Consider the following 13,182-nt stretch of genomic DNA (forward strand, 5'->3'; position numbering starts at 1 on the left):
TGTGCATCAGTTTAGCGACAGTCCCTGTTTGGCAATTTGGCGATCATCAAAATCCAAAACCCTGTTGCCGACGATCTGATAGGTTTCATGCCCCTTGCCGGCGATCAAAACCGTATCTCCGGGTTTTGCCGCCCGGAGCCCCAGATAAATGGCCCGTTTACGGTCCGGCTCCACCACATACCCTGTTTGCGTCCATCCCTGCTCAAGCGCATCAGCTGCCATCTGTCTGGGCAATACCGCCTGCGTGCCGCGGCGGATGGCCTCAATAATCTCCAACGGCGCCTCGGTCCGCGGGTTATCCGATGTGATAACCACCAGATCGCTGAGCCGCCCGGCGATCTCGCCCATCTTGGGCCGCTTGTCCGGATCCCGGTCCCCGCCGCAGCCGAAAATGCAGATCAGGCGGCCGGGGTTTGCCGCGCGCAGGGTTTCCAGCACATTTTCCAAGGCCTTGGGGGTATGGGCATAATCCACAAACACATGGCGCCCGCTCGCATCGGAAATCCGCTCCAGGCGGCCGGGAACATTTTTAAACGCCGAGATACCATCAGCGATCCGGGCAAGCGGCAGAGAAAGCGCAAGCCCCGCGCCGACCGCGCACAAAATATTTTCCAGATTAAACCCGCCCACCAGCTCTGAATTTATGGCCGCTACCCCGGCCGGCGTTTGAATTTCGGCCTGAATGCCGGTTTGATCAAATGCGGTTTGGATGGGATAAACCTTCTCCTCCGAGCCCGCGCCGACAGTTATCACCGGGCAGTGATAAATCTGTTCGGCCACTTCCCGACCCTTGGGATCCATGGTGTTAATGACCGCGCACGCACTTGCCTGATTTTTTCCGGGCCGGAGATAATCGGTGAACAAGCGCTTTTTGGTCTGCCAATAGGCCGCCATGCTCTGGTGAAAATCCAGGTGGTCCTGGCTCAGGTTGGTAAACACCCCGACATCAAAAAGACAGCCATAGATCCGATCCAGCGCAATGCCGTGCGAGGAGACCTCCATTACCACATGGGTCACCCCGGCATCCCGCATATTCGAAAGAATCTGCTGAAGCTCCGGGGCCTCCGGCGTAGTAAGCGGATTGGCGAACACCTCGCCCCCATAGCGGTAATTGATGGTACCGATTACGCCAGCGGACATATGCTGACTTTCCAGGATCTTCTCAATCAAAAAGGCCACCGTGGTTTTTCCGTTGGTCCCGGTGATGCCGATCATGACCAGCTGCTCCGCGGGATTGCCATAAAAATGCGCGGCGGAAAGCGCCAATGCCTTTCGGGCATTTTTTACCCGAATAACCGGAAAATCCGACGCGGCCGGCACATCTTCCTCAGCCACAACAGCGGCCGCGCCCCGGGCAATGGCATCTGCGACATACTGATGGCCGTCGGTGCGAAGCCCCTTTATCGCCACAAACATCCCGCCGGGCCCCACCGCATCCGAGCGGTAATGGATGGCCGAAATCTCCGCATCCGCCTCAGGCGGAAAATCCGGACAATCCTTGGCCAGGTCAAGCACCGGCTCCATGGCATCTATAAGCACAGACAGCTTCATGCGCCCTTCTTCTCGGGTTTGACTGACACATTATAATTTTTTCTTTCCGAATACGGCGCGATATCCATATAATTAAACGATTCCAGCATAATCTGCCTAAATGCCGGGGCTGCCACCACACCGCCGTAATGATGCTTCTGCGGCTCATCAATCACCACCACGGCCGCCAGCTTTGGGGCATCCTTAGGGGAGAATCCCACAAACACCGCATTATACTCGCAGTTTTCGTAGGTTCCCCGGGCATTTATCTTCTGCGCGGTCCCGGTTTTGCCGCAGACCGTATATCCGGCCGGCACCGCCCGGCTGCCGGTGCCCTCCTCCGAGGTTACCGAGAACATGATATTTTTAAGCATCTTTGCGGTTCGGGCGGAAATCGCCCGCCCCCGGGTTTCCGGCCCATGGGTTTCAATAATTTTTCCGTTTTCGTCGCTGATAGCCTTGACGATGCGTGGCTTCATGACCACGCCCTGATTGGCAATGGCCGATATCGCCGAAATCAGCTGAACCGCGGTAACGGACACACCCTGACCAAATGCGATGGTGGCATGATCAATCTTCCGCCATCCCTGATAGTGCCGCAGCCGGCCGGATGTTTCACCGGGGCAGTCAATGCCCGTCTTTTCCCCGAAGCCAAAGGCGCGCAGCGTCTCATAGAGTCTTTCGGGGCCCACGCGTTCGGCGATTTTCGTGGCGCCGATGTTGCTTGAGAACTGAATCACTTCCTTGAGGGTCAGATGCTCGTGCGGATGGGTGTCATGGATGACATGGCCGCCCGTGTAGTAACTGCCGTTCTCGCAGTCCACCATGGTATAGGGGGAACAAATGCCCGACTCCAATGCGGCGGCGGCCATAAAAACTTTCATCACAGAACCCGGCTCAAACGAATCGGTAATCGCCCGGTTTCGCCATCGGTCCTGTGAATAGGATCCGAATTTATTGGGATCAAATGACGGATAATGGGCAATTGCGCGGATAGAGCCGGTCTGCGGCTCCATCACAACGGCCATCCCGGATTTGGCCCCGTACTCTTTCACGGCTGCCGAAACCGCCCGCTGGGCGATAAACTGAACATTGGCATCAATGGTAAGAATGAGATTTTTTCCCGCAGAATCCGGACTGGCGCCGGACTCGGTATGAAAAATCCGGCCCAGGGCGTCTTTGATAATGGTGGACTGCCGCTGGTTACCCCGCAGATAATCATCATAAAAATATTCCAGCCCTTCCAGACCATTGCCGTCCACCCCGGCAAAGCCGAGGACCTGGGCCGCCAGCTTTTTATTGGGATAGACCCGGCAGAATCCGGGGATAAATTCCAAACCTTTAATATCAAGGCTTTTAAGGGTCTTCGCCTGAAGGGGAGAGGCATCCCGGTCAATCCATACAAATTTGGCATCCCTTGACAGCCGATTGCGCACCGCTGATTCGGAAAGATCCAGATGCTTGGAAATACTTCTGGCCTCGCGTTGCGGTGCCTCGATCTTCTGGGGATGGGCGCCGACAGAAGTTATCCGGGTGCTTACCACCAGTTCCTTCATGTTGACGTCATAGATTATCCCCCGCCGTCCCGTGCTTTTGACGGCTTTTGTATATTCGCCGGAAGCCTGCTTAGACAGATCCGCATCCTGGATGATCTGCACGTAAAAGGCTTTTACGCCGATAATGAGATAAAGGACCGAAAACACCCATCCGATGACCAGGATCCGGCGGTTTCGGCGCTTAATGCGATCTTTTGCGGTTGCCGTCCGGTTCATGGCATCACCACCACCTGCTCGGGACTCGGGGTCTCAAGACCGAAACGGGCCTCGGCAATCCGGCCGAGATTCTGGGGCGAGGTCAGCCGGGCCAGTTCGATTTTTAAATTCTTTTTCATATCAAGCAGGGCTTCCTGATGTTCCATGGCGTCCGTAATTTCATAGCCGGTGCGGATACACTGAACGCCGCACCAGGTCCGGAAGAAGAATTCAAAAATAAAAATAAACAGCAGCAGCAGACAAATCCCGATGACCCGGGAAGTTAAGCCCCCACTTGCTGCGCTTTTGCCGTTTTTGCGTCCGCTAGTGCCCAAAAGGTTTTCACTCCCTGCAAACTCGGGCTTAAAGTTTCTCCGCTGCCCTCAGACGGGTGCTTCTGGCCATTGGATTGTTTTCAATCTCTGCATCGCCCGGCCGCCGGACTTTCCGGGTCAACACGCGCACCACGGGTTTTTTGCCGCAAACACACTGCGGAAAATCCCGCGGGCAGGTGCATGGGTTCGCGAGCGCCTTCAGCCGATGCTTAACAATACGGTCCTCGAGCGAATGAAAGGACAGGATACAAAGGCGGCCACCGGGCTTTAACGCATCAACGGCCGCGGAGAGAAACTGCTCAAGCCGCTCCAGCTCGCTGTTGACCGCAATTCGCAGCGCCATAAACACCTTGGTGGCCGGGTGGATTTTCCGCTTGCCGAGCACGCGGGCCGGGATGGCCGCATAAACCAGATCCACCAGCTCCCGGGTGGTCCGGATTTGCTGATGCTTTCGGCGCTCGACAATTTTTCCGGCAATGGCGCCAGCCCATTTTTCTTCACCGTAGGATTTAAAAATATGTTTCAGTGTTTCATGTGATGCTGAATTAATAATATCTTCAGCCGTGTTGGAATAATCGGTATTCATTCGCATATCCAGCGGCTCCTCGCCTTGAAAGGAAAACCCCCGGCCGCTGGATTCAAGTTGATACAGGGACAGCCCCAGGTCGGCAAGAATGCCGTCCGCGGCGCTGATATTCAAACGCATTAGAATTTCAGGAAGATTGACAAAATTGTCATGAATAAGATGAACATTATGTTTATGAGCAGAGAGTTCCCTGGATGCCGCCTCGATCGCCGCCGCATCCTGGTCGATGCCGATCAGCAGTCCATCCGGCATGATGGTTTCGATAATGGCCTTTGCGTGCCCCGCCCCGCCAACTGTGCAGTCGACGCAGATTTGTCCCGGCTTGCAGTTCAAAAAGCCAAGGATCTCTTCGACCATCACGGGGATATGGCGGTATTGCATAAGATCAGAGCCCTAGTTTGGCAATTTCGCTTTGTACCTCCTCATTCTGCATATCCTCTTCTTCCAGCTTGAGATTCTCATCATCCCATCGCTGTCTTGACCAGATTTCAAAATGGTCCAGCACGCCGACCAGAACGATTTCTTTTTCAAGTTTCGCGTAATTTCTTAATTCAGGCGGAATCAGAATCCGACCCTGCTTATCCAGCGGGCAGTGCTGGACCGCACCGATGAAAACCCGTCTGAAACGGCGCATGGCCTCGCTCTTTTCAGCCAGCGAATGGATTCGTTCTTCAATTTTCTCCCACTCATCAAGCGGATATGCAAACAGGGCATTGTCCAACCGGGAAATCATGAGGGCCTGGGCGGTTTTTTCCTGAAGGGGCTCCCGGAATCTGACCGGAATAATTATCCGCCCCTTGCTATCGATTGTATGATAAGAACTTCCCCGGAACAATGGCCCTAAGCTCCATTTATATCCATTTTACTCCACTTTTAGGGTCATGATATCTGAAAATTGCTTCATGTCAATAAAAAAACTAAATTTTTATATTTTTTTTTCTAATGATTATTAAGAGTTAATTTTAATCCAGCCCGCCTCAAGCCGATGTGGATATTTGTGGAGGGCATTAATATTGAAGGTTTCATAAAAAATCGAGTTTGGGATGGCAAAGCAAAAAGCATGGATGGTCGGCACAGTGGCCGACCCTGCAAAAGGCCGGTATTGCCCTCCTCTGGCAGGCCACCGGCCTGCCAGAAAAACAGATAGAACAAATTTGCCGTGTCCGTTTATCCGCCGGCCTTGACGATAGGTGAAGGGGCCGTTAATTTATTACAGATATGGATCGATCGGCGGAATTTTTGTTGAACCTAACTTGAGCGATTTTCAAGTTTGAAACGTTCAATTTAGGTTGAAATGGGGCGGGACACTGAGGTATGGAAAGCGACAGCCGAACAAAGGAATTCTAAATCTTTAATAGACAGGGCGGAGGCAAACATGGCCGTTATTACAATAAGCAATGAATTCGCAACACAAAGCCAAAAGGTGGCGGCCGGGGTGGCAGAAAAACTCGGCTATGAATATATCGGCGATCAGCTGCTGGCACAAATCGCCAGAGAACTCAACCTTTCCAAACATGAGGCCGAAGCCTTTGTTCAGACATCCAAATCGTCCATACTGCGTTTTGTGGACCGCTACACCTGCTCGATTGTTCAACGGGTGGTGGATGGCGAGCACGGATGTCTCGATGACCGAACCTATTATGAAAAAACCCGCGAACTGGTCGAGCAGATCTATGAGACGGGCAATGCCATTATTCTCGGCTGGGGCGGACAGTGTATCCTAAAGGACAAGCCGCACACACTGCATGTGCGGCTGAAAAAGGATCCTGCGCTAAAAACGAAGGAACTGATGGAAAAATACGAATACAGCGAGAAAGCGGCTGAAAAAAAGGTAAAACAGGCAGAAGCCGATCTAAAGGCCTATCTCAAGGAATATTTTCATCAGGACTGGAACGATGCGCGCCTTTATGATCTGGTCATCGATATGGGCAAAACCTCGGTGGACCAGGCGGTTGAAATTATTTGCGAGCACTTAAAGCATCGCGAGCTGCTCGCTTAACCGACACCCAAACAACAAGGTTTCAGTGTTCAGGTTTCAGGATACCGATGCCGGCCTGAACACTGAAACCCGAAACCTTTCCCGGCTCATTTCTCTTCGATTTCGCATTCAGAGGCCCCCTCCCCCGTTGACGTTTCACACCAGTCGCAGACATTGGCGAACTCGTCGATCCAGGTTTTATGCCACAGATTCACCCGGCTGCAGTAGGCCGCCCGGCCGATCAGGTGGGCGGCCACGGGGGCGGTTAGCAGCAGAAAAAACACTGTGGCCAGCGCCCGAAGGGTAGTGCTCAACTCCAGATAATAACAGGCCAGGGCAATAAAGATCAGGCCGGAGCCCAGCGCGCCCGCCTTCGTGGCCGCGTGCATCCGGATAATGGTGTCGGGCAGGCGAAGCATGCCCACCGACGCGATAAAGGCGAAAATGCCGCCCGCAAGCAGGATCAAAGCGGTAATAATTTCAACCATACACTAATCCCTCTCTTCGGATTTTTGGCTGTCAGTGCGTTTTGCCAGTCGTTCGCGGAACCGGGCCAGCGCCACAGTTCCCAGAAAGGCGATCAAGGCATAGGCAATAGCCACATCCAGAAAGGCCTTTTCCCCGGTATAGATGGAAACCGCCCCCAGGTAGGCGACAATCAAAACGGAAATTAAATCCAGGGCCACAATCCGGTCCGCCGGGTCCGGCCCGATTGCCAGCCGGATAAAGGCGAAGAGAATGGCCAGTGTCAAAAGAACAAGCACCAGTTCGGTGGTAAATTTTAAAAACATGCTTTCCATATCCATCAGCGAATCGCCTCCAGAACCCGCTTTTCAATCCCCTGTTTAATCTCGCGGCGGGCTGCTTCAACATCATCCAGAAACATCATATGTACAAAAAGGGTTTTTCTATCATCCGAGACATCCAGGCTGAGGCTCCCCGGGGTCAGGGAAACCAGGTTGGCCACCATCATGATTTCAAAATCGGTTTCCGCATCCAAAGGCACTGCAATCACCCCGGGCTTGCTGATATGTTTGGGGGTAATCACATCCCAGAGCACCCGCAGGTTGGACACCAGCAGCTGCCAGATAAAATAGCCCGCTAATTGCAGAATCCTGGCTACCCGCATAAAATAGGTACTCGGCCCATAGAGGGGCCGCGTAACCCATAGGGCCAGATACCCGATGGCATAACCGGCCAGAAAACCGGTCAGATTCACCTGTCCGAGGATCGCGCAGAACCCCGCAGCCAGAAAAATATTTAACAGAAAAAGATTGCTCATGCGCCCCCCAGCACCGCCTTGACATATATATCCGGATTAAGCAGCTCATGGGCCGCCTGCTCCGCCAGGGCCAGAAACGGGCCGGGCACCAGGCCGAGGACCATGGTAATGATGGCCAGCACGGTAATCGGCAAAAGAAGCCAGATTTCGCCTTCAGACCGGGCGGGCGGCAAGCTTTTTCCAGCCTCGGCGGAAGGCCGGGGCTTCCAGAACGCCTCCCCCCAGATTTTGGTCATGGAATAGACTGTGAGCAGCCCCACGCCGGCCGCGGCCCCGGCCACTGCATAGGCCTGGACCTCAAGGCTTGCCCGGATCAGGATCATCTTGGCCCAGAACCCGGAAAGGGGCGGAAACCCGGCCAGAGAAAACGCCGGGATGAAAAACAACAGCGCCAAAAACCCACGATGACGGTAAAGACCGCCTATCCGGGAGAGTTCAAATGACCCGGCGGCATTGCGGGAGACGCCGGAAATCAAAAAAAGATTGGCTTTGACGATCATATGATGCAGCAGATAAAATACCGCCCCGCTAATGGCCAGGGGCGTAAACAGGGCCAGCCCGAGGACCATATAGCCCACCTGGCTGATAATATGAAATGAGAGAATCCGCCGGAATTCGTTGTAGGCGGCCGCCCCCAGCACCCCCGTAATCATGGTAAGCACCGCGGCAATCAAGAGCAGCCCGTGCGTGTAGGCCACATCAAAGGTAAAAATCAGAGTAAACATCCGAATCAGCGCATACACCCCGACTTTGGTCAGCAGCCCGGCCAGAATGGCGGAAACCGCCACCGGCGGCGTATGATAGGAAACCGGCAGCCAGGAGAACAGGGGAAAGAGGCCCGCCTTAATCCCGAAAGCGGTCATGAAAATGGCGGCCACGGCGGTGAGCAGGGCTTTATCCTGCACCTTCTGGATCTCCAGGTGCAGATCCGCCATATTGAGCGTGCCGGTCATGCCGTATAAAAGCCCCAGCCCGCTGATAAACAGCAATGTTGAGAACAGGTTGATCATCACATACTTTACGCCGCCGTCCAGCTGTTCTTTTTCCTGACCCAGCACCAGCAGGCCGAAGGAGGCCATCAGCATGACTTCAAACCAGACATAGAGGTTGAACAAATCCCCGGTGAGAAATGCCCCGCAGACGCCGCCCAAAAGAATATGCATCAGGGAATAATAGCCGGCCGCCAGCATGCCGGGCCTGATCTCGGCTTTGGAATAGACGATACTGGAAAGCCCTAAAATGCCGGTCACCGCCACCAGAATAACGCTTAGATGGTCGGCCACCAGGGTGATGCCGAAGGGTGCCGGCCAGCCGGCGACCTGCATGGTGATCAAACCGGTTTTATAAACATGGGCCAGCAAAGCAAGGCAGGCTGCCAAATGCAGCAGGCCGCCCAATATGCCAAGCTGCTGCTGCATCCCCGCATCCCGCCGGAACAGCAGGCAAAGTGCGGCAAAGGCAAACGGAATAAGAATCGGCAGCACCAGCAGCCAGTTCATTTGCCGTCCCCCTTTCGGGCCGCCTCATCCGAATTTTCACCATCCGGTTCTGCAAACCGCATCTTTTCGGTATCCACCGTGCCCAGGGACTGGTATGTCCGGTAAAACAGAATAAAGACAAAGGTTAAAAGCGCAAACCCGATCACAATGGCGGTCAGAATAAGCGCCTGGGGCAGCGCATTGGCCAACGTCTCAGACGGAATTGATACATCATCCGGAATCAGCGGCGGCCGGTGACTGGAAAGCCGGCCGGAAACAAAAATCAGAAGATTGACCGCATTGGTGGCAATCACCAGGCCGAAGATAAACCGGATGATATTGCCGGAAAGCATCAGATAAATGCTGGCCGCGGTCATAATCCCGCATAAAAAGGCCAAAACGGTTTCCATATCAACTCTCTTCCAACGCCAGGATAAGGGTCAGAATCGTTCCCAGCACAATGGCATATACGCCCACGTCAAAGAAAAACGGGGTCCCCAGCACCAGTCTGTAGTCCGGCAGTTCGGCCACCGTCCACCACAGGCCGGTTAAAAAGGGTTTTTCCGAAAATGCGGCCGGCAAACCGGAGGCAAGCGCCAGACCCATGCCAAAGACGATCAAATCCCGGGGATCAATGCGGATGGCCCGCCGAACGGAGGCCGCGCCTTCGGCAATGGCATAAAGGGCAAAGCCCGTCCCCGCCACCAGGGCCCCGGAAAATCCGCCGCCCGGCGAGTTATGGCCGCGAAACAGCAGATAGACGGAAAACACCAGTATCAAACTGGCCAAAAGCCGTGTGGCGGTTCGCAATATCAGGGACTGCATCATATCATTTGTCCCGCTTTTTCTGTATTAAGGCGTATCCGGCCAGTCCGGCGGTCGCCACCACAATGATCTCACCCAATGTATCCATGCTGCGGAAATCCACCAGGATCACATTGACGATATTCTTGCCGTGCGCGGCCAGATAGCTGTTTTGCTCAAAAAAGGCCGTGATGGAGCGATCCAGATCGGTTGACAGAACCGCCAGCAAAAGTGTCGTCACCAGCACGCCGGCGCCCACGGCTAACAGCGCATCCAGCAGACCTCTGCCCGGGTGCTGCCGGGTTTGGGACCCGAGCCCGGGCAGCCGGAGCAGAATAATGGAGACAATCACCACCGTAAGGGTTTCCACCAGGAGCTGTGTAAGGGCGAGATCCGGGGCGCCGTAGCTTAAAAAAATGATGGCCAGCCCCGCCCCGACAACCCCTAAGGCGCAAACCGCCAGCAGCAGAATCCGGGTGGCCAGCACAGTTAGCACGGCGGCTGTAATCGCAATAATCAGCAGCCACTCCCGCAATGCCAGAAGCGGCAGCCCGGGCAGCGGAAGCGCCCCGGCCCGGCTGAAAAAACTGTACCCCGTGACCAGCACAAAGGTTGCGGCCACAATAAAAAAATACCGATGCAGGGATCCGTTCTGAATCAGGCGGGTCTGGAGTTTGCCAAGTCCCGCCACCCCTTCTAAACACCACTCATAGATTTGGGATGCGGTGACCGGCATTTTATTGGTCGCTTTAGCCACAAAGTCGTGGATTCTTCGGTGGGTGAGATAAAAACAAACCCCCAGGGTCAGCGTAATGATACTTAGCAAAAGCGGCATATTGATACCGTGATACAGATGAAGCTTGATATCTTCCGGTGAAAAATGAAATGCCCTTACCGCCGGGGCCACCAGCCAGTGCCCCACCCATTCCGGAAAAATACCGAAGAGAATATCCAGTCCGCCCAGAAACACCGGGCCGCACCACATGAAAAACGTCGCCTCCCGAACCGGTGACGGGTAATGGCCCGGGCCTTTTAAAAAGGGGCGGATGATCAAAACCCCGCCCACAGCCGTCATCAGGGCATTGGCCAGGACTGCCGTCCCGGCGGCCAGCTCCGGGCACATGACTTCAGCCAGGGCCCCCTTGTACATGATCTCCTTTCCGATAAACCCGAAAAACAACGGAAACCCGGCCATGGACAGGCAGGCGGCGGCGGCGGCGAAGGCGGTAAACGGCATAAACCGCAAAAGCCCCCCCAGTTTTTCCAGTTGGCGGGTACCGGTTTGATGGTCGATAATGCCTGCCACCAAAAACAGGGCGGATTTATACAGGGCATGCACCAGCAGAAAGGTCATGGCCGCGGTCAAAGACGGCGTTGCGCTGCCGCCCAGAAACATGGTCATGATCCCCAGGGCGGTGATGGTCGTGTAGGCCAGGATCTTTTTCAAATCCGACTGGCCCATGGCGATTATGGCCCCGCCCACGGCCGTAATCGCCCCGATGATCATCAGCGGGCACATCCAGGCATTTGTTCCGCCCAAAATCGGATAAAACCGGGCCAGCAGATAGATCCCGCCCTTGACCATGGTGGCGGAATGCAGAAACGCGCTGATCGGCGCCGGTGCGGCCATGGCGTTCGGCAGCCAGAAATGAAACGGGAACTGGGCGGACTTGGTGAATGCCCCGAGAAAAATTAAGACCAGGACCGCCCCGTAAAGCGGATGCGCCTTTAAATGCGCGGCAAAATCTACCATCTCGGATATTTCGTAAGTCCCGGTAATAATTCCAAGCAGCAGAAACCCGGCAAGCAGGGCAAGCCCCCCGGCACCGGTAACCAAAAGGGCCTGGCGGGCGCTTTTCCGCGAAGCCGACGCTTCATGCTCAAACCCGATCAAAAGGTAGGAGAAAATCGTGGTGAGCTCCCAGAACACAAAAAGCGCCAGTACGTTATCCGCAGTGACCAAGCCCAGCATGGACAGCATAAATGCATGCAGGAAGACAAAAAACCGGCCGATCTGCGAGTGGCCATGCAGGTAATCCACGGCGTAAATGGTGACAAAAAAACCGACGACGCTGATGATCAAGGCAAAAAGAAGGCTCAGGCCGTCAATCATAAAAGAGAGCTCAACGCCCAGGGCGGGCACCCATGACAGGGAAAACCGGTAGGCTTCGCCGGCTGCGGTTTTCGGCAGCAAGCCACAGACGGCCAAGACCACCAGCAGCGGGAGAACCGCGGTGGCGCGGCCGATCCATTCAGTAAGCGGGTTGCCGGAGCGGGTCATAGTTAGATGTAGATTTCCTTCTTGTCTGTGCTTTCCATGGATTTTTTAAGTGCCTCGTAACTTTCCTGCAAATCTTTTTTCATTTTTTCCCAGGCCTCAGCAGAATTCTTTTTCATTTGCGAAAGTTTTTCCTTCAGGACCTCGCGTTTTTCCTTCATTGTTTTCAGGGTTTCCTCCGCCTTCTCACGCGCCTGCTTATCCATTTCATCCCACCTGGACTGCATCTCCTGCCTGAACGATGAAATCCGTTGATCCGCCTCGTCAAGCGCTGTTTTGGCCTTATGCATGAATTCATCCTTCTGCTGACCGGCATAATTTTTCACGGCTTCCGCCGCCTCATTCGCCTCCTTCTCCACATCCTTCAGGCTGGTTTCAGGGGCGGCTCCCTTGCTGGTTTGTTTCTCGGATTCGGCATTGCTGCACCCTGAAAAACCAACCCATAAAACCAAAAAAACAATAACGCCTGCCAAAAACGTACGCCTCCATTGCCTGCCCATTTTCAGTCTCCTGTCAAATTGTGGATTTAAATTTAATTGCCCTATAAGATATCCTCAAAATACAAACTTTTCAAGAAATCGGCGGCTTGTTTCCACGGCTAATTTGTTCTAACGCCAAATCCATACCCCCGGTCCTGTTAACGCTAAGGTTGGGATTCGTTTTCTTCGCTATCGGGATCGAAATCGGGATCGAAATCGCTATCGGGATCGAAATCGACGCTGTAGACTTCCTGATCCTCTCGAACTTGGTATCCTCTTCCGCCGAGACGGCTGAGCATCGCGGCCATACGGTCGAGTTCATCCTTGCGGTTCCGGCTTTCCATCTTGTCCAGCGCCTTGCCGACAACCAGCACATCTTGAATCGCCGCGCACTCAAGCGCGGAGCCACGAGCGATTTCGAAATAACGCCTTCGGTCGGCTTCCGCGGTCTTGCCATTACCTTCGGCGATATTGAGCGGTATCGACTGGCTGGCCCGAAGCCATTGATCCCGGGCGGGCCGATGGACTCCGTTCAGGCTGTCGGCCTTCTCGTAAACCCATGCAACATAGCCTATTGAAAGGCGATAGACGTCCAGTTTTTCGTGTCCAAGGGTCATATTTTTTCGATTTCGATCCCGATCCCGATAGCGATTTCGATTTGGATACAGAACAAATTAGCCG

At 54.3% G+C, this 13,182-nt stretch carries 15 protein-coding genes; 1 reads left to right on the forward strand and 14 read right to left on the reverse strand.

From position 1 onward, the window contains the following. Positions 1–6: 6 nt before the first annotated feature. The 5 genes from U5L07_03940 to mraZ are packed head-to-tail and all read right to left on the reverse strand — an operon-like array spanning position 7 to position 5,037. Positions 7–1,551 carry a UDP-N-acetylmuramoyl-L-alanyl-D-glutamate--2,6-diaminopimelate ligase gene (locus U5L07_03940; protein MDZ7830882.1) on the reverse strand — a complete coding sequence of 515 codons (1,545 nt, stop codon included), beginning with the start codon at positions 1,549–1,551 and terminating at the stop codon, positions 7–9. After that, on the reverse strand, positions 1,548–3,302 hold the full coding sequence (locus U5L07_03945) for a penicillin-binding protein 2 (protein ID MDZ7830883.1): 1,755 nt from the start codon (positions 3,300–3,302) through the stop codon (positions 1,548–1,550). The genes U5L07_03940 and U5L07_03945 overlap by 4 nt, the downstream gene beginning before the upstream one ends. After that, positions 3,299–3,616 (reverse strand): hypothetical protein, encoded by a 318-nt coding sequence (locus U5L07_03950; GenBank protein ID MDZ7830884.1) that lies wholly within the window; start codon positions 3,614–3,616, stop codon positions 3,299–3,301. Before U5L07_03950 ends, U5L07_03945 begins: the two co-directional genes overlap by 4 nt. A 28-nt stretch (positions 3,617–3,644) precedes the next feature. After that, entirely contained in the window at positions 3,645–4,583 is a 939-nt protein-coding gene (rsmH, locus tag U5L07_03955) for a 16S rRNA (cytosine(1402)-N(4))-methyltransferase RsmH (protein MDZ7830885.1), read from the reverse strand. A gap of 4 nt (positions 4,584–4,587) precedes the next feature. Continuing rightward, a complete protein-coding gene (gene mraZ, locus U5L07_03960; protein ID MDZ7830886.1) occupies positions 4,588–5,037 on the reverse strand; it encodes a division/cell wall cluster transcriptional repressor MraZ in 450 nt (149 codons plus the stop codon). A gap of 540 nt (positions 5,038–5,577) precedes the next feature. Here mraZ and U5L07_03965 point away from each other — a divergent pair. Next, positions 5,578–6,201 (forward strand): cytidylate kinase-like family protein, encoded by a 624-nt coding sequence (locus U5L07_03965; protein MDZ7830887.1) that lies wholly within the window; start codon positions 5,578–5,580, stop codon positions 6,199–6,201. 86 nt (positions 6,202–6,287) lie between these two features. Here the strand turns inward: U5L07_03965 and mnhG are convergent, their stop codons facing one another. The 9 genes from mnhG to U5L07_04010 form a co-directional block, all read right to left on the reverse strand. Continuing rightward, positions 6,288–6,668 carry a monovalent cation/H(+) antiporter subunit G gene (mnhG, locus tag U5L07_03970; protein MDZ7830888.1) on the reverse strand — a complete coding sequence of 127 codons (381 nt, stop codon included), beginning with the start codon at positions 6,666–6,668 and terminating at the stop codon, positions 6,288–6,290. Positions 6,669–6,671: 3 nt separating this feature from the next. Next, positions 6,672–6,986 carry a monovalent cation/H+ antiporter complex subunit F gene (locus tag U5L07_03975; GenBank protein MDZ7830889.1) on the reverse strand — a complete coding sequence of 105 codons (315 nt, stop codon included), beginning with the start codon at positions 6,984–6,986 and terminating at the stop codon, positions 6,672–6,674. Continuing rightward, a complete protein-coding gene (locus tag U5L07_03980; GenBank protein MDZ7830890.1) occupies positions 6,986–7,462 on the reverse strand; it encodes a Na+/H+ antiporter subunit E in 477 nt (158 codons plus the stop codon). The genes U5L07_03975 and U5L07_03980 overlap by 1 nt, the downstream gene beginning before the upstream one ends. After that, on the reverse strand, positions 7,459–8,961 hold the full coding sequence (locus tag U5L07_03985) for a Na+/H+ antiporter subunit D (GenBank protein ID MDZ7830891.1): 1,503 nt from the start codon (positions 8,959–8,961) through the stop codon (positions 7,459–7,461). Before U5L07_03985 ends, U5L07_03980 begins: the two co-directional genes overlap by 4 nt. Then, positions 8,958–9,350, reverse strand: a complete 393-nt coding sequence (locus tag U5L07_03990) for a Na+/H+ antiporter subunit C (protein ID MDZ7830892.1) — start codon at positions 9,348–9,350, stop codon at positions 8,958–8,960. The genes U5L07_03985 and U5L07_03990 overlap by 4 nt, the downstream gene beginning before the upstream one ends. 1 nt (position 9,351) lies before the next feature. Then, the gene (locus U5L07_03995) at positions 9,352–9,768 is read right to left on the reverse strand and encodes a Na+/H+ antiporter subunit B (GenBank protein ID MDZ7830893.1); all 417 of its coding nucleotides are present in this window, start codon (positions 9,766–9,768) and stop codon (positions 9,352–9,354) included. 1 nt (position 9,769) lies between these two features. After that, positions 9,770–12,025 carry a hydrogen gas-evolving membrane-bound hydrogenase subunit E gene (gene mbhE / locus U5L07_04000; GenBank protein ID MDZ7830894.1) on the reverse strand — a complete coding sequence of 752 codons (2,256 nt, stop codon included), beginning with the start codon at positions 12,023–12,025 and terminating at the stop codon, positions 9,770–9,772. Positions 12,026–12,027: 2 nt separating this feature from the next. Next, entirely contained in the window at positions 12,028–12,522 is a 495-nt protein-coding gene (locus tag U5L07_04005) for a hypothetical protein (protein MDZ7830895.1), read from the reverse strand. Positions 12,523–12,665: 143 nt separating this feature from the next. Then, positions 12,666–13,118 carry a four helix bundle protein gene (locus U5L07_04010; GenBank protein MDZ7830896.1) on the reverse strand — a complete coding sequence of 151 codons (453 nt, stop codon included), beginning with the start codon at positions 13,116–13,118 and terminating at the stop codon, positions 12,666–12,668. Positions 13,119–13,182 lie beyond the last annotated feature (64 nt).

Source organism: Desulfobacterales bacterium (assembly GCA_034520365.1).
Classification (GTDB): domain Bacteria; phylum Desulfobacterota; class Desulfobacteria; order Desulfobacterales; family Desulfosalsimonadaceae; genus M55B175.

What these genes read in the sequence shown, in the direction of transcription:
- U5L07_03985 (MDZ7830891.1), bottom strand. Translation starts at nt 8,961, where the DNA reads ATGAACTGGCTGCTGGTGCTGCCGATTCTTATTCCGTTTGCCTTTGCC.
- U5L07_03975 (MDZ7830889.1), bottom strand. Translation starts at nt 6,986, where the DNA reads ATGGATATGGAAAGCATGTTTTTAAAATTTACCACCGAACTGGTGCTT.
- mnhG (MDZ7830888.1), bottom strand. Translation starts at nt 6,668, where the DNA reads ATGGTTGAAATTATTACCGCTTTGATCCTGCTTGCGGGCGGCATTTTC.
- U5L07_03980 (MDZ7830890.1), bottom strand. Translation starts at nt 7,462, where the DNA reads ATGAGCAATCTTTTTCTGTTAAATATTTTTCTGGCTGCGGGGTTCTGC.
- U5L07_03995 (MDZ7830893.1), bottom strand. Translation starts at nt 9,768, where the DNA reads ATGATGCAGTCCCTGATATTGCGAACCGCCACACGGCTTTTGGCCAGT.
- U5L07_03990 (MDZ7830892.1), bottom strand. Translation starts at nt 9,350, where the DNA reads ATGGAAACCGTTTTGGCCTTTTTATGCGGGATTATGACCGCGGCCAGC.
- mbhE (MDZ7830894.1), bottom strand. Translation starts at nt 12,025, where the DNA reads ATGACCCGCTCCGGCAACCCGCTTACTGAATGGATCGGCCGCGCCACC.
- U5L07_04010 (MDZ7830896.1), bottom strand. Translation starts at nt 13,118, where the DNA reads ATGACCCTTGGACACGAAAAACTGGACGTCTATCGCCTTTCAATAGGC.
- U5L07_03940 (MDZ7830882.1), bottom strand. Translation starts at nt 1,551, where the DNA reads ATGAAGCTGTCTGTGCTTATAGATGCCATGGAGCCGGTGCTTGACCTG.
- U5L07_03945 (MDZ7830883.1), bottom strand. Translation starts at nt 3,302, where the DNA reads ATGAACCGGACGGCAACCGCAAAAGATCGCATTAAGCGCCGAAACCGC.
- rsmH (MDZ7830885.1), bottom strand. Translation starts at nt 4,583, where the DNA reads ATGCAATACCGCCATATCCCCGTGATGGTCGAAGAGATCCTTGGCTTT.
- U5L07_03965 (MDZ7830887.1), top strand. Translation starts at nt 5,578, where the DNA reads ATGGCCGTTATTACAATAAGCAATGAATTCGCAACACAAAGCCAAAAG.
- U5L07_04005 (MDZ7830895.1), bottom strand. Translation starts at nt 12,522, where the DNA reads ATGGGCAGGCAATGGAGGCGTACGTTTTTGGCAGGCGTTATTGTTTTT.